This is a genomic window from Allosalinactinospora lopnorensis, assembly GCF_000981225.1.
GTDB lineage: Bacteria > Actinomycetota > Actinomycetes > Streptosporangiales > Streptosporangiaceae > Allosalinactinospora > Allosalinactinospora lopnorensis.
Genome location: NZ_LAJC01000082.1, coordinates 1 through 22,956, shown reverse-complemented (window position 1 = coordinate 22,956; position 22,956 = coordinate 1). Strand labels below are relative to the sequence as shown.

General features: G+C 69.3%; 19 protein-coding genes and 1 pseudogene. 14 read left to right on the top strand and 6 right to left on the bottom strand.

Annotation, left to right across the window (positions count from 1 at the left end; genetic code table 11):
• The 5 genes from VS93_RS22735 to pglX form a co-directional block, all read left to right on the top strand.
• Positions 1-1,102, top strand: a 1,102-nt coding sequence (locus VS93_RS22735) for a DUF817 domain-containing protein (RefSeq protein ID WP_236700681.1), incomplete at its 5' end; no start/stop codon positions are given.
• 148 nt (positions 1,103-1,250) lie between these two features.
• Positions 1,251-2,990 (top strand): NERD domain-containing protein, encoded by a 1,740-nt coding sequence (locus VS93_RS30665; RefSeq protein WP_201776721.1) that lies wholly within the window; start codon positions 1,251-1,253, stop codon positions 2,988-2,990.
• Positions 2,879-4,228, top strand: a complete 1,350-nt coding sequence (locus VS93_RS30660) for a protein kinase domain-containing protein (RefSeq protein ID WP_201776722.1) — start codon at positions 2,879-2,881, stop codon at positions 4,226-4,228. Before VS93_RS30665 ends, VS93_RS30660 begins: the two co-directional genes overlap by 112 nt.
• A gap of 109 nt (positions 4,229-4,337) precedes the next feature.
• Complete coding sequence (locus VS93_RS30655; RefSeq protein ID WP_201776720.1) at positions 4,338-5,882, top strand: hypothetical protein; 1,545 nt, start codon at positions 4,338-4,340, stop codon at positions 5,880-5,882.
• Between the two features lie 69 nt (positions 5,883-5,951).
• Positions 5,952-9,554, top strand: coding sequence for a BREX-2 system adenine-specific DNA-methyltransferase PglX (gene pglX, locus VS93_RS22725; RefSeq protein ID WP_046471921.1), 3,603 nt, complete (start codon positions 5,952-5,954; stop codon positions 9,552-9,554).
• A 33-nt stretch (positions 9,555-9,587) separates the two neighbouring features.
• On the opposite strand, the gene VS93_RS22720 is transcribed toward pglX, so the two are convergent.
• Positions 9,588-9,977, bottom strand: a complete 390-nt coding sequence (locus VS93_RS22720) for a hypothetical protein (protein WP_046471920.1) — start codon at positions 9,975-9,977, stop codon at positions 9,588-9,590.
• Between the two features lie 170 nt (positions 9,978-10,147).
• Between VS93_RS22720 and VS93_RS22715 the strand changes: the two genes are divergently transcribed.
• The gene (locus tag VS93_RS22715) at positions 10,148-10,996 is read left to right on the top strand and encodes a helix-turn-helix domain-containing protein (RefSeq protein ID WP_046471919.1); all 849 of its coding nucleotides are present in this window, start codon (positions 10,148-10,150) and stop codon (positions 10,994-10,996) included.
• Positions 10,997-11,000: 4 nt separating this feature from the next.
• Positions 11,001-11,195: a DUF397 domain-containing protein gene (locus VS93_RS28590; protein ID WP_082127122.1), complete on the top strand. Its 195-nt coding sequence runs from the start codon at positions 11,001-11,003 to the stop codon at positions 11,193-11,195.
• Positions 11,196-11,288: 93 nt separating this feature from the next.
• On the opposite strand, the gene VS93_RS22710 is transcribed toward VS93_RS28590, so the two are convergent.
• The 5 genes from VS93_RS22710 to VS93_RS22695 all read right to left on the bottom strand — a co-directional run bounded on the left by VS93_RS22710 (position 11,289) and on the right by VS93_RS22695 (position 15,087).
• A complete protein-coding gene (locus VS93_RS22710) occupies positions 11,289-13,463 on the bottom strand; it encodes an ATP-binding protein (protein WP_046471918.1) in 2,175 nt (724 codons plus the stop codon).
• Between the two features lie 9 nt (positions 13,464-13,472).
• Positions 13,473-14,042 (bottom strand): DUF6879 family protein, encoded by a 570-nt coding sequence (locus VS93_RS22705; protein WP_052745930.1) that lies wholly within the window; start codon positions 14,040-14,042, stop codon positions 13,473-13,475.
• Entirely contained in the window at positions 14,039-14,260 is a 222-nt protein-coding gene (locus VS93_RS22700) for a hypothetical protein (protein ID WP_046471917.1), read from the bottom strand. Before VS93_RS22700 ends, VS93_RS22705 begins: the two co-directional genes overlap by 4 nt.
• Positions 14,261-14,346: 86 nt before the next feature.
• On the bottom strand, positions 14,347-14,508 hold the full coding sequence (locus VS93_RS30130; protein WP_173434354.1) for a hypothetical protein: 162 nt from the start codon (positions 14,506-14,508) through the stop codon (positions 14,347-14,349).
• Positions 14,509-14,667: 159 nt separating this feature from the next.
• Entirely contained in the window at positions 14,668-15,087 is a 420-nt protein-coding gene (locus VS93_RS22695) for a PIN domain-containing protein (RefSeq protein ID WP_046471916.1), read from the bottom strand.
• Between the two features lie 101 nt (positions 15,088-15,188).
• Here VS93_RS22695 and VS93_RS22690 point away from each other — a divergent pair, with 101 nt between their 5' ends.
• The 7 genes and pseudogenes from VS93_RS22690 to pglZ all read left to right on the top strand — a co-directional run.
• Positions 15,189-15,554 (top strand): hypothetical protein, encoded by a 366-nt coding sequence (locus VS93_RS22690; RefSeq protein ID WP_046471915.1) that lies wholly within the window; start codon positions 15,189-15,191, stop codon positions 15,552-15,554.
• Positions 15,555-15,642: 88 nt separating this feature from the next.
• On the top strand, positions 15,643-16,854 hold the full coding sequence (locus tag VS93_RS32065) for a hypothetical protein (protein WP_046471914.1): 1,212 nt from the start codon (positions 15,643-15,645) through the stop codon (positions 16,852-16,854).
• The gene (locus VS93_RS32060) at positions 16,835-17,344 is read left to right on the top strand and encodes a polymorphic toxin-type HINT domain-containing protein (protein ID WP_338022783.1); all 510 of its coding nucleotides are present in this window, start codon (positions 16,835-16,837) and stop codon (positions 17,342-17,344) included. Before VS93_RS32065 ends, VS93_RS32060 begins: the two co-directional genes overlap by 20 nt.
• A gap of 25 nt (positions 17,345-17,369) precedes the next feature.
• On the top strand, positions 17,370-17,663 hold the full coding sequence (locus VS93_RS22680) for a hypothetical protein (protein WP_046471913.1): 294 nt from the start codon (positions 17,370-17,372) through the stop codon (positions 17,661-17,663).
• A 428-nt stretch (positions 17,664-18,091) separates the two neighbouring features.
• On the top strand, positions 18,092-19,804 hold the full coding sequence (locus VS93_RS30650; RefSeq protein WP_201776719.1) for a hypothetical protein: 1,713 nt from the start codon (positions 18,092-18,094) through the stop codon (positions 19,802-19,804).
• Complete coding sequence (locus VS93_RS30645) at positions 19,783-21,960, top strand: hypothetical protein (RefSeq protein ID WP_201776718.1); 2,178 nt, start codon at positions 19,783-19,785, stop codon at positions 21,958-21,960. Before VS93_RS30650 ends, VS93_RS30645 begins: the two co-directional genes overlap by 22 nt.
• Before the next feature lie 168 nt (positions 21,961-22,128).
• Positions 22,129-22,956 (top strand): annotated as a pseudogene (gene pglZ, locus VS93_RS22670) (BREX-2 system phosphatase PglZ); the annotation flags it as partial.

Sequence of the window (22,956 nt, the reverse complement as noted above, 5' to 3'; positions counted from 1 at the left end):
CGCCGGGCCCGCCCCTGGCGCCGGTGACCCGCGCTGGCCCGGCCGCGAGCAGGGCCCCACCGGGCGCGCCGAACGGCCGGTCCGGAGTCCTGGACGGGTCGTGACCGTTGTGCCGCCCGCCCGCACCCGCGGTGGCGGTAAGGTCACGAAGGCCGGTTGTAGCCGGGGTGTTGAAGGCCCCGCGCCGCGCGGACAGGCGAACCAGAACCGGCGTGCAACCCCGTACCGCGCCCGCGCATCCCACCCCGTGATGAGCACACAGGTCGAACTCCCCCACGGCGTGGGTCAGCTCGTGCGGTTCGCCTGGGCGGAGGCCCGGGCCTGCGCCTTCGCCGTCGGTATCTTCGCCGGGCTGGCCGTGAGCGCAGCCATCCCGCTGCCCGTTCCCCGCTACGACGCCCTGCTGCTGTACGGCATCGCTCTGACCGCGGTGTTCTGGATGCTGCGCCTGGAAACCGGACGCGAGGTGCTCGCCATTCTCGGCTTCCACGCTGTGGGGCTCGCTCTGGAGGTGTTCAAGGTACACGTCGGATCCTGGGCCTACCCCGGCGACGCCTGGACCAAGATCGGCGGTGTGCCCCTGTACAGCGGTTTCATGTACGCCGCCGTCGGTTCCTATGTCGTGCGGGCCTGGCGGCTGCTCGACCTGGGGCTCACGGGCTACCGGCCCGCGGTCACCGCCGCGGTCGCCGCGCTGGTCTACGCCAACTTCTTCACCCACCACTGGCTGCCCGACGTGCGGTGGTGGCTGGCCGCCGCCCTGATCGCGGTGACCTGGCGGACCTGGGTGCACTACACCGTGGGTGAGGTCCGCTACCGCATGCCCCTGGCGCTCTCCTTCATGCTGATCGGTTTCTTCCTGTGGCTCGCCGAGAACATCGCCACCCTGCTCGGCGCCTGGCAGTACCCGCACCAGGCGCGGGCCTGGGAGATGGTGCACGTCGCGAAGTTCGGTGCCTGGTCGCTGCTGGTGGTGGTGTCGTTCGTGCTCGTCGCCACCTGGAAGCACGGCGTCCGCAGCCGCGGTGGGCCCGTCCGCGCCGGCCCCGAACCGGACGGTCGTGCTCCTGTTTCCACCCGCCCGCACCCCCAGCGGCAATGAGGCCACGGAGGACGGCGGTTCGGGCGGGGCGGTCCTTTCAGGCGGGTGACATCCATCGCCCGGATTCCCGCGTCTCCATTAGGATCCCGGAGGGGCAGGAGATTCGGCGCGACGGCCGACGAGGCGCGACAGGCAACGGAGCGGGCGCATGCTCGAAGGTCGGTGGACGACCGTCACCGAGTCGGAGTTCGACCACGAGCGCCGCGGCCTGGACGCCATCCGCACGAAGCTGCCGGACTCCGGCCCGTGGCGGGCGTGGTCGAACTTCACGTTCACCGCGAACACCGGCCACGTGCGCGAGGTCGACCTGCTGGTGGTTGCCCCCGGCGGCGTCCACATGGTGGAGCTGAAGGACTGGCACGGCGGCGTCACCTCGGAGAACGGGACATGGGTGCAGGCCACCCCGGGCGGGCACCGTGTCCCGCACCAGAATCCGCTGCACCTGGTCACCAAGAAGGCGCGGGAGCTGGCCGGGCTGCTCCGGCAGAACGGCGCGAACGCCTACGTCTCCGCGTCGGTGTGCTTCACCGACTCTTCGCTGCGGGTGCGCCTGCCGCCCAACGACCAGAACGGTGTCTACACGGTCGACGAACTCGTGGAGATGCTGCGCCGGCCCCCGCACAACGAGCGCTGGCGCATCACCGAGCCCGACGCCCGGGCGGTCAAGAAAGCGTTGGACCAGGTCGGTATCCGCCGCAGCGACGCCGAGTACAAGGTCGGCCCGTACCTGCTGGACCGCACATCCCTCGACACCGGCCCCACCTGGGCCGACTACCGGGCCCGGCACACCGAGCTGCCCGAGACGGTCCGTGTCCGGGTCTACCTGCGCGAACGCGGATCGGATGACTCGATCCGCCAGTCGGTGGACAACGCCGCCCGCCGCGAGGCGGACGTACTGGGCCGGTTCCGCCACCCCGGGGTGGTCCAGCTCAAGCAGTACCACCCCTCCGGGCACTCGGCCGGACCGGCGCTGATCTTCGACTACCACCCGAAGACCCTGCGCCTGGACCAGTACCTGGCCCAGTACGGCGACAAGCTCGACATCCTCGGCCGGGTGGCCCTGGTCCGCCAGCTCGCCGAGACGATGCGCTCCGCCCACTCCAGCCACATCCACCACCGCGCGCTGGCCGCCCGCTCGGTACACGTGATCCCCCGCGGCCGGGACCGCGCGGTCCGCACCCTCGGCGAGGACGCCGCCTGGCTCGCCCCGCGGCTGCAGATCTCCGACTGGCAGATCGCCCTGCAGCGCAGCGACGGCGCACAGGCGCGCGGCGCGCAGCGGTTCGCCCCCACAACCCTGTCGGCGATCCACCTCTCCGACGACGCGGACCCCTACCTGGCCCCCGAACTGACCGCGCTGCGCCCCGACCCGATCTCCCTCGACGTGTACGGGCTCGGTGTGCTCACCTACCTGCTGGCCACCGGCACGGCCCCGGCCGCCAGCCAGGCCGAAATGCTGTCCCGCCTGGAGGCGGGGGAGGGGCTGCGGCCCAGCGCGCTCGTGGACGGGCTGTCGGAGGACATCGACGAGCTGGTGCAGGCCGCCACCGCCTACCGGCCGGAACGGCGGCTGGCCACGGTCGACGAGTTCCTGGAGATGCTGGAGTGCGTCGAGGACGCGCTGACGACCCCCGCCACCGGCCCCGCCGACGCCGACACCGCAGAGGCGCAGGACGCGAGAAGGACCCGCTGGAGGCCGTCGCGGGCGACGTGCTGGCCGGACGCTGGGAGGTGCGCCGCCGCCTGGGCACCGGCTCCACCAGCCGCGCCTTCCTCGTGCGCGACCTCAAGGCCGACCCGAAGGCGCGCGGCGCCCGCGCCCTCGCCGTGCTCAAGGTGGCCCTCTCCGACAGCCGCGCCGAACTGCTGTCCCGCGAGGCCGAGGTAATGAAGGGGCTGCGCCCCGACTCGCGCATCATCCAACCGGCCGAGCCGGAGCCGCTGTCCGTCGGCGAGCGCACCGTGCTGGCCCTGGAGTACGTCGGCGACGAGCGGGACTCCGCCGACCAGGAGGAGTCCGCCTCCGGCCCGCGCCACCGCCAGGAGACCGTGGCGCGGCAGGTGCGCGAGAGCGGCCGGCTCCAGGTCGACCAGTTGGAGGCCTACGGCGACTACCTGTTCGGCGCGGTCGACTTCCTGGAGGGCGAGGGCGTCTGGCACCGCGACATCAAGCCGGACAACATCGCGATCCGTGTCCGCCCCAACCGCACCCGGGAACTGGTCCTGATCGACTTCTCCTTGGCCGGGTACCCGGCCAAGGAGACGGACGCGGGCACGGAGGGCTACCTCGACCCGTTCCTGGGGACGCTGACGCGCTCGGTCTACGACGCCCACGCCGAGCGGTACGCCCTGGCCGTCTCGCTGCACGAGATGGCCTCGGGCGAGCTGCCCGCGTGGGGCGACGGGAAGGTGTCGCCGCCGCAGACCGACCCGCAGGAGTGGCCCCACCCCACGATCGCCGCCGACGCCTTCGACCCCGCGGTGCGCGACGGACTCGTCGCCTTCTTCCGCAAGGCCCTGCACCGGGACACCGCGCGGCGCTTCGGCGACCTCAAGCCGATGCGCGACGCCTGGCGGAAGATCTTCCTGGACATGGTGGAGACGGCGCCCTCCGGGGGCCGCGTCACCCGCCACCCGGCGCCCGCCGCCGCGCCCGGGGAGGAGCCGGCGCAGGTCGCCCCGGCGATCGCCGAGGCCGAACCCCAGTCCGCCGAGCAGCAGCGCGACCGGTTGGCCGCCGAAGCCGACCGCGACACCCACCTGTCGGCGGCGGGCCTCACCCCGGCCGCCGAGTCGTTCCTGTACGGGCTCGGCATCACCACGGTCGGCGAACTGCTGGACTACAGCCAGCGCAACCTCGTCAACGCACCCGGCTGGGCGCCAAGACCCGCAGCGAGATCCAGCGCCGCCAGCGTGAGTGGGGCGAGCGGCTGCACCAGGCCCCCGTCTCCCCGCTCACCCCCACGGGCCGCCGCGACGCTAAGGAAGAGCTGGCGGAGTTCAGCGTCGTGGAGTCCGCGGTCTCGGACACCGTCGCCACCGGCGGGGACGCCGGCGCTCTTCCCCGCGGTGCCCTGCGCTCGGTCAGCCTGGACGCCCTGGCCACGATCTTCGTCCCGGAACTGAGGAAGAACGGGTCGAACCGCAACGAGGTCGAGATGGTGCGGCTGCTGCTGCGCCTGCCGACGAGCGGGGGGAACTGCCCGGTATCGGCGTGTGGCCCAGGCAGAAGGACGTGGCCGACGCGCTGGAGCTCAGCGCCGGCCGCATCCCGCAGATGCTGAAGACCCAGCGGACCCGGTGGAGGAAGCACCCGGCGGTGCGGGAGCTGCGCCGGGAGATCCTGGAGCGGCTGGCCGAACTCGGCCGGGTCGCCTCCGCCGCCGAGATCGCCGACGCGCTCGCCGTGCGGCGCGGCACCCGGCTGCAGGAGCGCGACCAGCGCCGGGCGCTCGCCCTGGCCGCAGTCCGGGCCGTGGTGGAGGTCGAGCAGCTCGCCCCGGCCGAGAGCGCGTTCCGGCACGCCGCCAACCGGGAGGCCACCGACGAGGCGATGGGCGCGGGACTGCTGGCCCTGGAGGTCGGCGAGGACGACGCCCCCGACACCCCCTCCGCCCCCGGCCTGCTCGACTACGCCCAACGCCTGGGCCGGGTCGCCGACCGGCTCGCCAAACTCGACACCCTGCCCACCGCGACCACCGTGCTCGGGGAACTGGGCGCGATCACCCCGCCCCCGGGCGCGGCCGAGTGGGACGAGCGCCGCATGGTCGATCTGGCCGCCGCGGCCTCCCGCAACGCCGCCGCCACCCCGCGTTTGGAGATCTACCCCCGCGACCTGCCGCTGGTGCGGGCGCTGCGGCTCACCCAGGCGGGCCTGGTCCGGCTCATCCCCGGCCTCCCCACCGAACGCCAGCCCGGGCTGACCCCGGCCGAGGTGCACGAGCGGGTGCGCGCCCGCTTCCCGGAGCTGACCGACGGCCCGGGCGGCCACGACCTGCCCACCGGCGGCCCGCTCACCAAGGCGCTGCGCGACGCCGGGTTCGAGCTCGCCCTGGCCACCCGCGAGGACACCGGCACCCAGCGCTACCTGCCCCCGCGCGAGGAACTCGCCTCCAGCTACCTGTCCGTCCAGGGCAGGCGGCACAGCACGCGCACCGGTGCGCTCACCCGCTACGCCGATGACCCGCAGATCGCGGGCGCCGTCCGCGCGGAGGAGCGGCTGTCCGCCTCGGCGCGGCGGGACGGCTTCCGGGTGCTGACCGTGCGGATGGGGGCGAGCGTCCGGGCGGTGGCCGAGCTGGCGGGGGAGGACAGCAGGTTCGGCGCCGAACAGGTCTCGGTCACCGGACTGTTCCTGGACGCCATGCACGACCTGGTGCGGCCGGGCGCCAAACCCACCTGGGACACCATCCTGCGGGCGGACGCCGCCGCACCCGGCACCAAGGGGGCGCTGAAGCTCGCCGAGTACACCCGCACCGCCTGGGGCCGGGTCGAGCCGAAACTGCGGGCCAAGCTGGATGCCGGTGCGGGCTCGGGTCCGGTGCTGCTGACCGACGCCGCCGCGTTCGCCCGCTACGACGCCATGGGAACCCTGGACCGGCTCGCCGCCGCGGCCCGGCAGGGCGGGCGCGGCCTGTGGCTGCTGTGCCCGCAGAGCGACCCCGCACGTGAACCGCGACTGGGCACGGTCGCCGTGCCCTACCAGGCGGGACTGGGCGAGTGGATCGAGCTACCGGAGGCGTGGGTCACCAACGCCCACCGCTCCGGCGCGCAGCTCTAGCGCACACCAGAGCAGATTAGAGCGCACCAGAGCAGACACCAGAACAGAACGACAACGGGGAGGGGCCGCATGGTCGACCGCGCGGCATTGCTGGATGACCTGAAGCGCCAGGTGAAGGCGGTGGAGACCGACCTGGCCGCGCAGGTGAAGGCGGTCCCCGAGGTCGGCGAGCGGTTGAGAGAGGAGTACGCCCGCGCGCACAAGCTGGGCCGTACCGCCGCCACGTGGAACAGTTGGCTGGACGAGCGGGTCACCCAGGCCGCGGCGGCGTGGGTGCTGGGCACGGTGTTCGTCCGGTTCGCCGAGGACAACCACCTGATCCCCGAGCCCTACCTCACCGGGCCGCAAGCTGAGCGCCGCGACCTGGCGCAGGCCCGCTACGAGGCCTACGTGGACAGCGACCCCGACCCCACCTACCGCGGCTGGCTGCAACGGGCGTTCGCGGAGCTGGGTACCGGACATATCGGCGAGCTGCTGTTCGACGCCGACCGCAACCCGCTGTTCCAGATCCCGCTCTCCCACGACGGGGCGCGCGCTCTGGTGGAGTTCTGGCGCGAGCGGAACGAGGACGGCGCCCTCGTCCACGACTTCACCGACCCGCTGAACGAGGACGGCACGAAGGGGTGGGACACCCGGTTCCTGGGCGACCTCTACCAGGACCTCTCGGAAGAAGCGCGCAGCAGGTACGCGCTGCTGCAGACCCCGGAGTTCGTCGAGGAGTTCATCCTGGACCGCACGATGAACCTAGCGGTGCGGGAGTTCGGCTACGAAGAGCTGCGGATGATCGACCCGACCTGCGGATCGGGACACTTCGTGCTGGGCGCGTTCCGGCGGCTGGTGAAACTGTGGGCAGACCGCCAGCCCACGCGCGAGGTACACGAGCGGGTGCGGGCGGCGCTGGACTCGGTGCACGGGGTGGACGTCAACCCGTTCGCGGTGGCGATCGCCCGGTTCCGGCTGCTGGTGGCGGCGATGGCGGCGGCGAACATCCGCACGTTCGCCGAGGCGGGCAAGTACGACTGGCCGATCCACCTGGCGGTGGGCGACTCGCTGATCAAGGCCCGGCAACTCGAACTCACACTGGAGGGCGAGGAATCCGGCGACGAGCTGGCCGAGTTCACCTACGCCACGGAGGACGTACACGAACACCCGCGCATCCTGGAGCCGGGCCGCTACCACGTGGTGGTGGGGAATCCGCCGTACATCACGGTCAAGGACAGCAAACTCAACAAGCTGTACCGGACGATGTACGACGCCTGTTCGGGCAAGTACGCACTGTCAGTGCCGTTCGCTCAGCGATTCTTCGAGCTTGCCAAACGCGGCGACGCCGAGGGAAACGGGTACGGCCGGGTCGGCCAGATCACCGCGAACTCCTTCATGAAGCGCGAGTTCGGTACCAGGCTGATCGAGGAGTACTTCGCTCACCAGGTCGAGTTGACCGAGGTGATCGACACCTCGGGCGCCTACATCCCCGGACACGGGACACCAACGGTGATCCTGGTCGGCATTCGACGGGGCGGTAAGGAGCGGTCCGCGACAATCCGCACCGTGCGCAGCGTCCAAGGAGAGCCCGCCGCACCGGAGAATCCTGAGGACGGGCTGGTCTGGAACGCCATCGTGAACCAGATCAACGAGCCGGGGTCTGTGAGCAAATGGGTATCTGTAGACGATCTGGAACGCGAGCGTTACTTTAACAAGCAGCCGTGGATCCTTGCCGATGGTGGTCTGGAGCTTAACGAACAAATCAGCGATGCTAAGAAATCAGTCTTAAGGGGGGATATCGCGCGCATAGGTTTCTACGGCATCACTGGCTCCGATGACGCGATGACGGCGCCTCTCCGTACATTCCGAGTAATCAATGGCGAGGATGCTTTCGTTAAGCGGCTCGTGGTTGGGGATGAAGTCCGTGATTTTGGATTTCTCGATGGCGATGATGCTTTTCACCCGTATGATGCTAATCGAGACCTTCAAAAGCTTGATTCTTTCCCTCGCCTGGCGTGCTGGCTTTGGCCCTCCCGCACGGAACTTGGTAATCGTGCGACGTTCTCGGGTGGCACCTACTTCAGCGATAACCACCCATGGTGGGGATGGCACCAACTTCCCAAGGACCAAGGAGCTAGTGATTGGTCGATCACGTTTGCGTTTGTGGCGACGCATAATCACTTTGTGTTGGACCGTGGCGGGAAGGTTTTCAAACAGTCCGCGCCGGTGATCAAGCTGAGGGAGGGGGCGAGCGAGGAGGACCATCTGCGGTTGCTCGGGCTGCTCAACAGCTCTACTGCCTGCTTCTGGCTCAAGATGGTGAGCCACAGCAAAGGAACTGAGGGTCACCAGTCCGGTATCAAGACCGAACTATGGGAGCAGTTCTACGAATTCACCGGAACAAAACTAGAAAAATTCCCCCTCCCCTCCTCCTACCCCACGACCCTCGCCACTGAGTTGGACTCCCTCGCCCAGGAACTCTCCGCCACCACCCCCTCCGCCATTGCCGAGGCCGGTACCCCCACCGCCGCTACTCTCCGAGAGGCGCGAGCCAAATGGGAGTCCACCCGGGCCCGGATGATCGCTCTGCAAGAAGAGCTGGACTGGCAGGTCTACTTCCTCTATAGCCTGAACGGTGAGGACCTGCGCGTTCCCGACCCTGCTGACGTGCCGGAACTCGCCCTCGGGGAGCGTGCTTTTGAGATCGCGCTCGCCCGCCGGGTGGCTGCCGGGGAGGCGTCGGGGGAGTGGTTCACCCGGCACGGGTCCACCCCGATCACTGACATCCCTACCCACTGGCCGGAGCCGTACCGGCAGGTGGTGCAGAAGCGCATCGACGCCATTGAGTCGTCGCGCGCCATCGGCATGGTGGAGCGGCCCGAGTGCAAGCGCCGCTGGGCCACCGAGGGGTGGGACGCGATGCAGCAGAAGGCGCTGCGGTCCTGGCTGCTGGACCGGATGGAGGACCGCGCGTACTTCTACGACGAGAACGGGCTGCCCGCTCTGGTCAGCCTGTCCCGGCTCGCCGACGCGCTCTCCCGCGATGAGGACTTCGTCGCGGTCGCCGGGATCTACGCCCCTCGCACCGAGCTGGCGGACGTGGTCGCCGAGCTGATCACCGAGGAGCACGTCCCGTTCCTGGCCGCGCTGCGGTACAAGCCCACCGGCTTGAAGAAGCGCGCTGACTGGGAGCACGTGTGGGAGTTGCAGCGTCAGGAGGACGCCGCCCCGGACGAGCCCGCAAAGCGCAGGATCCGCGACTCCATCCCGGTGCCGCCCAAGTACACCTCGGCGGACTTCCTGCGCTCCTCCTACTGGCGGGCGCGGGGGAAACTGGACGTGCCCAAGGAGCGGTTCATCTCCTACGGCTCGACCAACACCGCCACCCCGGAGCTGTACGGCTGGGCGGGGTGGGACCACCGGGAGCAGGCCCAGGCGCTGGCCACCTACTTCACCAACCAGGCCTTGTCCACCGAGGAGATCACCCCGTTCCTCGCCGGGCTGCTGGAACTGCAGCCGTGGCTGGATCAGTGGCACAACGAGTTCGACATCACCTACAGCGGCACCCCCGCCGGGTTCTTCGCCAACTACCGGCAGCAGATCCAGGGCGAGCACGGCCTGACCGACGATGACCTGCGGGCCTGGCGCCCCGCCAAGGCCGGCCGCGGCCGGCGCACCGCGAGGAAGTAGGGGCCCAAGGCGCGCTTCGCGCGTGGCGGTCGTCTAGACGATGGCGGCAGCGTGCGCGTGGCGGGGGAGAGCGGCATACGTGATGGGGTCCTCGCCGTCGGGGTCGCCGGGGTCGGTGTCCCATTCGGCCGCGTACTCGGCCAGGAGGGGGCCGTACTCGGAGGCCAGGCGGGCGTGGTAGGCGCGGGCGGTGGCGGGGTCGGGGTGGGTGAGCAGGGCGTGGATCGCTTCCCGGTCACGCAGCAGCGCGAAGTGGCCCTCAGCGTGGCAGGCGCAGGCCAGCATGACCCGGGCCAGGCATTCAGCGTCGTCGGCGCGGGGCTCGACCGCCAGGAAGCGCTCGATGAACCCGGTGATCGGCAGGACCGGAGCCAGGCGTCCGGTGTAGGCGAAGTGGTCGGCACCGATGGTGATGGTGGCCATGGGGGGTTCCTCCCTGAGCGTGGAGTGTGGGCGGCACAGCCGCTACCGTGTATTCAAATAATAATGAATGACTGAATAAAACAAGGCAAGTGCTTCGTGGATATCCACAGGAAGGGGCGTCCCCTGCGCCGGTGGTTGCCCCTGGCTACGCTTGCTGACAAGGAGGTGACATGCCGCGACCACGACCGCGCCCCCAGGCGCGCGGGCTGGCTGTGAAGCTGCGCCAGTACCGCACCCAGGCCCGGATGAGCATGGCTCAGGTAGCGCAGCGGCTCGACTGGTCGCAGCCGACCCTCAGCCGTATTGAGGCCGGGAAACGACCGGTGACTCCGGAAGAGGTCTCCGCGCTCTTGGTGATTTACGAGGTCACCGGACCACCTCGCGATGAGCTGATCGAGATGGCCCGCGACAGCGAGCGCCCTGAATGGCTAGCAAAGGGCGTTCCCGGTGTCCCCGCCCAGGCCTTGACCCTCCTGCACTACGAGTCCGAGGCCACTGCGATCACCTATGTTGACGTCATCACCATCACCGGCATCTTCCAGACTCCCGCCTACGCCCGGGCCGTGATGCTGGGGTTGGGTGTCCCGCCCGCTGAGATCGAGGCGCGGGTCGGACTCCGGATGGAGCGTCAACAACTGCTGCGCAGGGCCAATCTGCCCACCATCGTTTCCTACATGGACGAGGCGGCGCTGCACCGAAAGATCGGTAACCGTCACACCATGGTCGAGCAGCTCGAAGAACTCCTCAAAGCGGCCGAACAGCCCGGGATCGAGTTGCGTGTCGTCCCCTTCGACCAAGGCAGCCATGCCGGAATGATCGGTACTTATACTCTTTTGGGGTTCGAAAAGACCGCGCCCATCGTGCACGCCGAGATCGTGCGGGCATCGGTCTTCCTCGACCACCCGGACGATGTCAGACCCTACGCCAACGCGGTGGCCAGCCTTGACGCATCGGCGTTGACCAACGAGCAGTCCCTGCGCCTGGTACGAGAGAGTCTGGCCGCCTGGAAAAGAGAGTGACCCGGTGGCACGGTCCCAACCCCAGTGGCGCAAGTCCAGCTACAGCCTCAGCGAGTCCCAGTGTGTTGAGGTTTGTGACGGTTCGCATCGCGTCGGTGTCCGCGACTCCCGGCACCCGCACGCGTCGTGGTTGGCCTGTTCCCGCGTGGAGTGGCGCGCGTTCGTCACCGCGGTCAAGAGTGGTGAGTTCGACCGGTAGCGGGCCGCGGCGGGGAGCCGCGTGGGACTGCCGGGTGTCTCAGCTCCCAGGTGGGGGTGTTCGCTCGTGTGGCCAGGCCCCGGGGCGTGGGTCTTATGCCAGCCGGGCCAGCTCCGTTTCTGCCTCGTCGGCTCGGGGGGCGTCGACTGAGCGCAGCAGGTCGAGGGCGGCGCCGAGGTGGGTGCGTGCCTGGTCGGTCTCGCCCACGGCGCGGTGGGCCCGGCCGAGGTCGATGCGGGTGATGGCTTCGGTGTCGATGTCGGCCAGGTCGACGAAGACGGGGAGCGCTTTCTGGTACTCGTCGATGGCCTCGCGGTGCCGGCCCGCGCAAGCGAGGGCGTGGGCGCGGTGGCAGCGTGCCCAGGCGGCCGACCAGGTGTCGGAGATGTCGGTGAAGATGGCGAACGCGCTGCGGCAGTGATCCAGTGCTGTGTCGTGATCGCCGAGGCTTTGCTCGTAGGCGGCCAGGCTCAGCAGGGCCATGCCTTCCCCGCGCCTGTCGCCGGCCCGGCGGAAGGCGTCAATGGCGTGCCGGATGAGGGTAGGAGCCTCGCTGTCCTGATTCTGCTGCCAGCGGAGATTACCGAGCTGGCGCAGCGCGAACCCCTCGGTCCAGCTGTCACCGGCCTCCCGGGCCGCCTCAAGCGCCGAAGCGTAGCGCTCCAGGGCTTGGGCGGGGGTGCCAGTCAGCCATTCCACGTCGGCCAACGCGATGAGGTTGCGCGCCTGTCCGTGGCGGTGGCCGAGGGCGTTGGCCGAATCGAGGCCGACCAGGTGGATACGGCGCAGTTCGTCCCAATACCGGTGCAGCTCGAACAACGGACTCGCCATTACCGGCAGCCGCCACGCGAGGTCGTGGAGCTCGTGGTCGACTGTCGCGCGCAGGGTGCCGGCGAGAGTGCGGCGTTCCCGGGTGAACCAGGCGAGCGCGGCGTGTGCGGCATCGAAGGTCAGTGGTTCCCCCGGTGGTCGGCCCTCGGGGTCGGGTACAGGGCGGAAGTTCGGCATCACCGCCAGCACGGCGTTGCGGGCGCTCGCCAGGTACCAGCGGGCGAGTCGGCTGATCACTTCGGCCTCTTGGTCAGCGGGTTCCTCGGTGTGGAAGCGTTCCGCCGCATACAGCCGCACCAGGTCGTGCAGCCGGTAACGCTCGTGGCCGAGGCGTTGTAGCAGATGCGCCCCGGCGAGCCGGTCCAGCAGAGCGCGGGTCTGTTTCACGGGCATGCCCGCCGCGGCGGCACAGGATGCCGTTCCCAGCTCGATCCCCGGGTGCACGCCAAGGACGCGGAACAGCCGCGCGGTATCGGAAGACAGGCCGGTGTAGGAGGAGCCGAAGACCGCTCGGACGTCACTCAGCTCGTCGCCCGTGGTGCCCAACGCGTCGAGCCGTTCGTTCTCGGCGTCCAGTTCGGCGGCGAGGTCGGCAAGTGGGGTGGCGGGCCGGTCAAGCGACCGCTCGGCGAGGACCCGCAGTGCCAGCGGAAGATGGGCACAATGTGCCACGAGGGCGCGGGCCACATCGGGCTCAGCATCGACGCGCCGTTCGCCCAAGTGGCCTCGCAGCAGGCTCAGAGAGTCCTCGGTAGTGAGGGTGTCCAGGGACAAGCGGTGCGCGCCCTCGCGTGCCACAAGCCCGGGTAGGGTGCTGCGGCTGGTGACGAGTATCAGGCAGGTGTTCGAGGCGGGGAGCAGCGGACGCACCTGGTCGGGAGACACGGCGTCGTCGATGAGAACGAGCACGCGCTTGCCGTCGAGGCGGGACCGGTAGAGGGCGGACCTGCCATCGAGGTCATCGGGAATCCGTTCGGGGGCGACCTCCAGGGACCGCAGCAAGAAGTCGAGCGCGGTAGAGGCGTCCAGCCGCGGGCCGGGCCCGTGGCCGCGCATGTTGACGTACAGGTCCCCGTCGACGTACCGGGAGCGCACCCGGTGCGCCCAGTGCAGCGCCAGCGCGGTCTTTCCCACGCCCGGTGATCCCCCGATCGCGGAGATGACCACGGCGCCGCTGGAGCTCTCGGCTGCGTTGTCCTCGGCCGGCACCAACGCATCGAGCCGGGAAAGCTCGAAAGTGCGGTTGACGAACCCCGAGACCGCAGGTGGAAGCTGCCGAGGAACGGTCGCGTCCGCAGCCAAGGCTGCCGTCACGCGCACATCGCCGTGGACAGCGCCGGCCTGCACAACGGTGTCCGCCTCGCCCTGGACCTCGTTCCGGAAGCCTCCCCGAGTGGAGGAAGCCCTCAAAGGCTCGCGGTTGTCGTCTGCTGTCATGTCCGCTCGTCAGTGGGAACGCGCAAAGCTGTCGAACCGGTTCTCGTACTCGGCGAAGGGGATCGACCGCTGCATCGCGTGGTCCCGCCACACGTTCGCTGCCACGACCCACTCCGGGTCGTCGACAAGCTCGGTACTCACCAGCGAACTGTCCTCGGCGTAGTTCATCCACAACAGTCGGTGCGAGTCGAACAGCCAGAAGTCCAGGTGCGGCAACCCGTCGGGCCAGTCACCGTCACGCACGGGCAGGATACGGATGTTCTCTCCCGCGGTGACGTTGTGCGGGTATCCCCACGCGCACTCGAAGCGCACATAGTCGGTCAACGGCTCGGTGACCACATGGACCCGGTCGTACCGGCGTCCCGCGGCGATCCCGGCCTGAAGCTCAGCGCCCCATCCGGTCAGCTCCTCCGTGATCTCGGCTTCTCCGAGAGCGAGAAACTGCCGGAATGGTTCCGATTCGTGTTGAGCGTCGTAGGTCTGGAGCGTTTCCAGCCGAAATGCCGTGAATCGGAAACCGCTGAACAATTGCTCGACTTCGTCCCAGCCAATAGGACGACCGTTGGGATCTCCGCTCACGGTGCTCCGTTCTGCTTGTACTTCTCGACCGCTCGAAGAATGATCTCCGGGCTGATCCGAACGACCGTCTCGCCGGGAAGAGGGTTCTGCAGGGCCGAGGCGTCGGCGCCGGTCACCTCGGTTCCCTGGATGACGAGTTCCCCCGTGTCGGCCAGGTAGACAGAGGGGCAATCCTTAACGTTGGACTTTCCGTCCTTTTCGAGTAGCGTGAGCTCCATGTTTCTCCTGTTCAACAAACAGTGGAGAATTGTCGACTCACGGTAACATGCGCAAATTCCACGTTCCAGGGAACGGTCGGATTCGGCTAATCCGAAACGTAGCGCTCTCTGAGTTCGGAAACGGTTTCGTCGTCGTTGTCTTGCGACGCGCGGACCAGGCGTTTCAGATCGGCGGCGAAGAGCACATCCCGCACTCTCACCGAAGGCTGCTCAGTCGTGCCATGTTCCGGGTGCTCGTCAGCCGTCATACGGACCGCTCCTCCCGAAAGCAGTCGGACGTGACCACACGGGCTCTTCTACCCTCGTGACGGTACGGCACGAAGGCAGCCGGGTGTGAGTGTTCCGCCGACCCGATCAACGTCAAGCGCCCCGCCGGCGAACCGGCGATGCGTCATGCACGATCGAGGTCAGATTTTGACGACCACGACCCGGTCCCCGCAGAGCCTGCGCATGTCCTCTTCGTCGGAGGTGAAGACGGTGACGGGCTCGCGCTGGTGCAGGGCGATCGCTGCGAGGGCGGCGTCGATCGCGTACCCGTGGCCGTGCGGGTCCGCCTCCCGCAGCAAGCCGATCGCCGCACCGGCGACCTGTTCGGTCACCGGTTCCACGTGGATCCGGGACAGCGTCCACTGCCAGGCCGCCTGGCGGACCCTTCCGTGGTAGGCCTCGACCAGCGTCATAGAGGTGGTCATGACCCGGACACCGGCGCGCTCCGCATCCTTGAGGCGGGCGCCCATGCGTCGCTCCCCCCGCACCGCCTGGGAGAGCCCCTCACTGTCGAAGAGTTCGAGGGCGGCCGGACGTGGCCCCTGACTTGAGGGAGCCATTTCGTTACGTTAAGTTCCTCGTGTCCGACTAATGCCGCAAAGCAGCTGGAATTCGCATTCCCGCCCCCTCTCCGTAGGCCAGACCCCAAAGGAACCGTACTGTGCGTGGAACTCTTCCCGCGGAACTGAGAACCGCCCGGGTGCTGCTGCTCGTCCAGGCCGTTCTCTACGGAATTGCGGTGGTCGTCGGCCTGTACGTATCCCGGGTCGATCCCGCTGTCACAGCGGAACTGGTCTGGAACTGCTGGCCCGGTGTTTTCGCGCTGGCGTTCGGAATACGGCTTCCCAAGGGTCGCAGGCTGCTCATGTGGTCGATCTTCGTGTTGGAACTCGTCCACGGCTTGGGGGCCCTGCTGTCCCTTCTCGCGGGCGAGTTCACCGGACTCACCCAACTCATACTTCCGGTGTTGATCCTGGTCTGCCTGCTGAGAAGCGACTCCAGGGCGTTCTTCCGCCGAGCCACGTAATTACCGGACTCGTCGCTGCTCCGACTTCACACCCCCAGATCGGTGAGTAGTGCTTCGCAGGATTCACGCCCCCGAACGAGGCGCCTCCATGGTCGAGTACGGCGCCGTCATCGTCCTCGTCGCCGCTGTGTTCAGCGTCGTGATGAGCGCCGGAATCGGCGACCGGGTCACGCGGCTGATCGAGGACTCCCTGGAGTCCGCGGCCTCCGGAGAGGCTTCCGAATCGTCGGGCGGCGACGACCCGGACAACGGTGGCGATGAGGAATCCGCCTCCGGCGGGGAACCCCCGGATGCCCAGCCCGAAACCGGCGATGAGACGAGCGGGGACCCCAGCGGCCACGAGAACGAGGCCGCCCCCGAGCCGGAGTTCGACACCGCCGAGGATGCACAGGGCCAGAATCCCGACACGGAGCCGGCCGACAACTCCGGCGGGGACGGCACGTACGGGTTCTCCATGGCCGGCATCGGCGAGTGGGGTGAGGAGTTCGCCGACCAGACGAAGGACCGGGCTTCCGAGACCTGGGAAAACGGAAAGGAGGAAGCGGGCGAATTCCTGGACTCACCCGCCGGATACACCGGCGACAAGCTCTCCGAGACCGGAGAGACCCTCGCCGAGGGATGGAACTACATGAATGACCGGCGGGACGAGCTGTACGAGCAGCAGAGCGAGGACTTCTCGGAACATTGGGATAACGGAGAATACGCGTCGGCTGCCCTCGGATACACCGGCGACATGTTCGCCATCCCACTGTGGAAACAGCCCTTCTCGCCCGGCGGGTTGGTCCGGGGGACCGTCGATTCCATCCAGGACGTCGAGACCCAAGAGGTCCGGGACGCCCGCGAGGCCGGGGAGCACGGTAAGGCCGACGCCATGGTCGCCTGGAACGGGCTGGGCATGTTCCTCAGCCCGCTGGACCGGCTGAAGGTCCCCGATGTCCCAGGCGGAGGTTCCAACGGCGGCAGTGGCGACACCGGCGGTTCCCGTGACGAGGAATCCACCAGCGAAGACGAAAAGGACGAGGACAAGAACCTCGCTGACTGCGCTAACAACAGCTTCGTTCCCGGAACCCCCGTCCTGACCGCTGAGGCTCCACAGTGCCGATCGAGGACATTGGGATCGGAGACGAAGTCCGGGCCTTCGACCCGGCCACCGGCGAGGAGGGCCCACGCGAGGTCACCAACCTGGTCGGTGGTGCCGGCGAGAAGACACTGGTCGACATCACTCTCGCCGACACCTCAGGCGAGATCAGCACTCTCACCGCCACCGACGAGCACCCCTTCTGGCTCCGGAACTCGGTGAATGGGTCGACGCCATCGACCTGGACCCCGGCACCTGGCTGCGCACCTCCGCCGGCACCTGGACCCAGGTCACCGCGGTCGAAACCCGCACCGTCGCCCACCAGCAGGTCCACAACCTCACCGTCGCCGACCTGCACACGTACTACGTTGGTGAGGACGGGAACACGGTTCTCGTCCACAACAGCGACTGTCTTCCAGCCGCATTCGATGACGAGGGCGAGAAATACGTCCGAGACAAACACGTCGACGGAGGATCCAAGGTCACCCCCGACAAGAGTGTCTTCAGCGGAGACGAGGATCTCGACGCGCTTGTCGACGAGGCGAACAAGGTGCAACCTCGTGGGCCGAACGCACAAGGCAACTACGAGCGCGATGTGGACGCCGGACGCGTCATCGGCCGTAAATCCCAGGACGAGGGCGGTGGCTCCACGACGCGCTATCGCGTGGTCCAGGACAAGTACGGTGCTGTTATTACAATGCATCCGCTCTAGCGCTTGCCGACGGTAGGGAGTAGCCGTGGGTTTCGCCCTTTACATCGAGAACCAGCTGCACGACAGGGAGTACACGGGAGCAGTACACAGCAGGAACATGACGGCGGTACTGGAAAAGGCCGAGGCCGGAAGCCAACTGAGCTACGTGCATCCACACGGAGACACGATGTTCAACGTCCCACAAATGCACCGGATCAAGCAGGAACTAGGACAGCTCAGAGACGCTCACCCTGAACTGGATCCCAGCATCGAGGCACTGGAAATACTGATCAACAAGGCGATCCTTGACCGCGGATATCTGTGGATATCTGGAGACTGACGGCGCCTCCCGGCAAAGGCGGTTACCGCCACTACGACTATGCGGGCGCAGGGCGATTGCATAGTCGGGGGCGAGGCGTGAGCGTGCTGGTCACAGTCGCGTGGCGATCTTGGGCGCCCCGATCGTGACACCGGCACCCTGTCCGGTCACCGGTGCTCAGTGGGGCCGGGACAGAGACCGCCGCCAGGCCGCGTGGCGCGTCCCGCCGTGGTAGGCCCCGACCAGCCTCATGGAGGCGACCCCGCACACGGTCGGCACCCGGGATTCCCGCGTTCCCCGGACGTTTCGCGCACGGAAGGAACCCGGCGCGCCCCCGCCTCGCCCTACCATTGTTCTCACCGCCCATCCGCCTCGCTTGGGTGAGCGGCGGGGCAGCCGAACGTAAGAAGGAACGACCAGGCCGAACCGAAGGAGAGCGAGAACCCCCCATGGCACAGCGCCCCCTGCTCCGGGATGTCATCGACATCAAGGAGTCCATCTCCACCTCGGACTTCGTGCTGAGCCTGGCCGAGGCGGTGACCCCCGAAGGCGCCGAGCACGCGCTGGCCGACTACGTGGTCACCGAGCGGCTGCTGGAGAACTTCGACGAGGCGCTCGGCCTGATCAGGTCCGCGGTGGACGGGCGCACCTCGAAGGCGGCCTACCTGCACGGCTCGTTCGGTTCCGGTAAGTCGCACTTCATGGCGGTGCTGTACGCGCTGCTGTCGGGCAACCCGGCGGCGCGGGCCCGCGGCGAGTTCGACCCGGTGCTCACCAAGCACGAGTGGCTGGCCATCGACGGCCGCAAGTTTTTGATGGTGCCCTACCACATGCTCGGCGCCAAGGCGCTGGAGCAGCGGGTACTGGGCGGCTACGTCGACCACGTCACCAGGCTGCACCCGGACGCGTCGATGCCGCGGGTGTACCGCACCGACGCGCTGTTCGCCGACATCCGGGCCATGCGCGAACGGCTGGGCGACGACGCCCTCATCTCCGGCCTCGGCTCCGGTGGCGCGGACGGGGAGGACGACGAGTGGGGCGAGCGTTTCGCCTGGACCCCCGAGCTGCTCGACACCGCCCTCAACGCGCCCGAGGCGCACAACGACGAAGAGCTGGACCTGGTACACCCCTCGACCCCGGTCGAGCTTCGGGCCAAGCTGGTGCAGGACGCCGGCACCAACCTGCTGCCCGGGTTCACCCGCAACGCCGCCGAGAACGCGCACGGGTTCATCTCGCTGGACGCCGGGCTGTCGGTGATCGCCGAGCACGCCAAGTCGCTCGGCTACGACGGGCTGATCCTGTTCTTGGACGAGCTGATCCTGTGGCTGGCCTCCCTCATCCACGACCAGCAGTTCGTGGCCCGCGAGGCCAGCAAGATCACCAACTTCGTGGAGGGCGGGGACGCCCGCCGCGCCATCCCGGTCGTCTCGTTCATCGCCCGCCAGCGCGACCTGCGCGAACTGGTCGGCGAGAAGGTCTCCGGCGCGGCGGAGGCCTCCATCCAGGACACCCTCAACCTGGCCTCAGGCCGGTTCGACAAGATCACCCTGGAGGACCGCAACCTCCCCCAGATCGCCCACGCTCGGCTGCTGCACCCCAAGGACGCGGAGGCGGCGGCGCGGATCGACACGGCGTTCGAGCAGACCAAGAGGCTCGGCCCGCAGGTGTGGGACACCCTGCTGGGCTCGGACAAGGGCACCACCGGCGCCGACAAGGAGTCGTTCCGGCTGACCTACCCCTTCTCGCCGGCCTTCATGGACACCCTGGTGCACATCTCCTCGGCTCTGCAGCGCTCCCGCACTGGGCTGAAGCTGATGGGGCAACTGCTCGCCGACCGCCGCGACGACCTGCGCCTGGGCGACCTGGTGCCGGTCGGCGACCTGTACCCGGTGATCACCAAGGGTGGCGACAAGCCGTTCGTGGACAGCCTCAAGGTGGTGTTCGAGGCCGCTGACAAACTCTACCGCACCAAACTGCGGCCCTACCTGCTGGCCACCCACAGCCTCACCGAGGAGGACGTCGATCGGTACCTGCACCGGCCCGAGAGCATCACCGACCCCGGGCCCGGCCAGCGCTGCCAGGCATTCCTCGGCGACAACCGTCTGGTGTGCACCCTGCTGCTCTCAGCCTGGCGCCGAGCGTGCCCGCGCTCAACGACCTGACGATCCGCCGGCTGGGGGCGCTCAACCACGGCTCGGTGACCGCGCCGATCCCCGGCGCCGAGGTCGGCATCATCAAGAGCAAGGTCGCCGAGTGGGCCACCCGTTTCCCCGAGATCAAGGAGACCGGCACCGACGCCAACCCGGGCGTGCGGCTGGAGCTCTCCGGCGTCGACGTCGACTCGGTCGTGCAGAATGCCGCCGTCAACGACAACGCCGGCAACCGGATGGCGCTCGCCAGGCGCCTGCTCGCCGAAGAGCTGAACGTGCGCCGGGTCGACGGGCGTATGGGCGCCGACGAGCTGGACTTCGTGTGGCGGGGCTCCACCCGTTCGGCGGAGGTGCTGTTCGGCAACATCGCCGACGAGGACGCGCTGCCCGACCACGAGATGCAGCCCCAGATGGCCGACCAGTGGCGGATCATCGTCGACCTGCCCTTCGACGAGGGCGAGTTCGGCACCGCTGAGGACCTCGACCGGATACGCCGCCTGCGCGAGCAGCAGCGCGAACCTGCCCGCACGGTCGCCTGGGTGCCTGCTCACCTCTCCGCCCAGCGGATGGCGGACTTCCGCCGGCTCGTCATCATCGACAAGGCGCTCGCCGACGACCACCGGTTCGCCACCCAGTACGCCGCCCACCTCAACCCCGACGACCGGGACCGCGCCAAGGGGCTGCTGCAGACCCAGCGCGACTCCCTGCTCACCCAGGTGAAGGGCGCGTTCAAGCAGGCCTACGGGCTGGCGGACAAGAAGGCCGCCGACGTCGAACTCGATTTCACCGAGCACGTCGTCTCGCTGCCCGGTATCGACGACCTGAAGGTCTCCATCGGCCAGTCCATGCGCGAGGGCATCCGGCACATCGCCGGCAAGCTGCTGGCCCACCAGTTCCCCGACCACCCCGACCTCGACCCGGAGGCCACCGGCACCGCGGTGAAACCCGCCGAGGCCCGCACCGTCTTCGGCCACGTGCGCGCGGCCGCGGAGGCGCGCGACCGGCGGATCGAGATCCCCGCCAAGGACCGCAGGCTCATGCAGCGGATCGCCGGGCCCCTCGGGCTCGGCCAGCAGAAGGAGGCCTACTTCGAGCTGTCCGACCGCTGGGCCGACCACTTCCGCACCCAGGCCCGCGCCGAGGGCATCACCGGCGACCTGAGCCTGACCCGCCTCACCGACTGGACGGACCTGCCGCAGCCGCGCGGACTCGATCCGTTCGTTGCCGCCCTGGTCATCGCGTCCTTCGCGGAGATGGACGACCGGGTGTGGGTGCGCAATGGGATGCCGCTGGACCCCGCCCCCGAACTGTCGCAGGTCAAGTCCGGGGATGCGCTGCGCAGCCAGCCGCGGCCCAGCGAGGAGGACTGGGAGGAGGCCCGCCGGCGGTTCGAGACCGTCTTCGGGGACAAGGCGCCGACGCTGCGGCGCGGCCGGATGGTCACCCACTTCGCCCGGCAGATCACCGAGGCTTCCCGCGAGTACAAGGAGTCCGCGGCCGGCTTGGTCCGGCAATTGGAGCAGCACGCCGGGTTCCTCGGCCTGGACGAGACCGACGAGGCGGGGCGCCTGGCGCTGGCCCGGCGCTGCCTGGAGCTGCTCACGGCGCTGGCGGACAGCGGACAGGACGCGGCCGGCAGCGGCGGCGCGAAGAAGACCATCGAGGCCCTGGCCCGGTTCGACCTCGGCCCGGTCAGCGCCGACCGGTACGGGACCTCCATCAAGCAGGCGCAGCGGGTCGCCCAGGCGCTGGCCGCGGCCTCCTGGGACACCCTGGAGCTGGCCCAGGGGCAGGGCCCCGACGGCCGGGCGCTGCTGGACTCCCTGCGCGGGGTCGCGCGGGCCGACCAGCGCACCGCCGACCTCGCTGAGGCCCTGGACAGCACCCGCCGCAAGGTGACCGCGCTGATCAAGCGCAACCAGGAAGAGAAGGTCATCACCCCCGACCCGCCCCCGCCCGCTCCGAAACCCGACGATGTGACACTGGACCCGCCCGCCCCCACAACGGGCACCGGCACCTCCGGATCGGGCGCGGTGCGTCGCTCCGGCTCATCCCGCACCACGGTGCAACGGGTGGCGGAGCAGCTCCAGGCGGACCTGGCCGAGCTGGCGAAGCGGGAACCCGGCGCCACTGTCGAGATCACCTGGCGGGTCGTGGAGCAGCAGTGAGTGCGGCGACCACCACGAGCGCGGTGCGGCTGACCACCGCGGCCCTCACCCAGTACCTGGCCACCCAGTCCTCCCTGCGCGAGTCCCTGGCGGGACAGGGGCAGCGGCGCGCGGTACTGCTGCGCGGCGCCCCCCAGTGGGACGGGCCCGCCGAAGCGGCCCTGGGGCGAGGGGCGGCGCGTCCGGGTCGCGGCGGCCCCCTCCCCGCTGGCCGTGCACGAGCTGGTGCTCGCCCACCTGGCGGGCACCGAGGGGCCGCGCGTGCTGCTCGTGCTGACCGACCGCGAACAGACCGAACTCGACCCGGCCATCCTCGCCCGCGCACACAAGCAGCGCATCGACACCGTCGACAACTGGGACCTGGTGCGGGAGGCGTTCGGCGCCGAGCTGGTGGACCCGCGGCTGAAGCAGGACAACTGGGCGGCCGAGGCACTGCTGGACGCCACCCCGCCCGGCGGCTGGCCGCGCCTGCCCGGTGGGCCACTGTCGCGCCGCACCGCACTGGCGGCGCTGGCCCTGCGGCGGCTGCGCCTCGGCCGCTATACCGAGCGTGAATACGGTGGCGAACAGGGCCAGGACGGCGACAGTCTCGACCCGCACACCCTGCTGCGGTGGTCGCTCACCCCGGGCGGCCCGGAACGGCTGCCGGCCCTGCGCGAGGCGGAACGCCGCGGCCTGGCGGGTTTCCTCGGCGAGGCGGAGCAGGCCGGCCCCACCGGGCAGGTGCTGTTCGCCCTCGCAGAAGCCGGGCACGGTGCCGACACGGTGCCGTTCGGGCTCGTGTGCGCGGCACTGTGGGACCAGGGCGACCCCGACCCCGCCACCTACCGGGCGCGGGGCCGTGCCGAGCAGTGGCTCGGGTCGGCCCCACCCGCGACCGGTGAGGCCCTGGACGAGCGGCTGGCCGCGTTCGGGCGCTCCTGCGGGGAGTACGTGAGCGCGCTCCTGGTGGCGGGGCATGGCGGCGGGGGAGGCGGCGCGCGAGGCGCGGCGGAC

Bases quoted from the DNA above. Each gene is read 5' to 3' on its own strand.
- VS93_RS22695 (WP_046471916.1), bottom strand. From the start codon at position 15,087: ATGGCTCCCTCAAGTCAGGGGCCACGTCCGGCCGCCCTCGAACTCTTC.
- VS93_RS30665 (WP_201776721.1), top strand. From the start codon at position 1,251: ATGCTCGAAGGTCGGTGGACGACCGTCACCGAGTCGGAGTTCGACCAC.
- VS93_RS30130 (WP_173434354.1), bottom strand. From the start codon at position 14,508: ATGACGGCTGACGAGCACCCGGAACATGGCACGACTGAGCAGCCTTCG.
- VS93_RS22720 (WP_046471920.1), bottom strand. From the start codon at position 9,977: ATGGCCACCATCACCATCGGTGCCGACCACTTCGCCTACACCGGACGC.
- VS93_RS30650 (WP_201776719.1), top strand. From the start codon at position 18,092: ATGGCACAGCGCCCCCTGCTCCGGGATGTCATCGACATCAAGGAGTCC.
- VS93_RS22715 (WP_046471919.1), top strand. From the start codon at position 10,148: ATGCCGCGACCACGACCGCGCCCCCAGGCGCGCGGGCTGGCTGTGAAG.
- VS93_RS22710 (WP_046471918.1), bottom strand. From the start codon at position 13,463: ATGACAGCAGACGACAACCGCGAGCCTTTGAGGGCTTCCTCCACTCGG.
- VS93_RS32065 (WP_046471914.1), top strand. From the start codon at position 15,643: ATGGTCGAGTACGGCGCCGTCATCGTCCTCGTCGCCGCTGTGTTCAGC.
- pglX (WP_046471921.1), top strand. From the start codon at position 5,952: ATGGTCGACCGCGCGGCATTGCTGGATGACCTGAAGCGCCAGGTGAAG.
- VS93_RS22700 (WP_046471917.1), bottom strand. From the start codon at position 14,260: ATGGAGCTCACGCTACTCGAAAAGGACGGAAAGTCCAACGTTAAGGAT.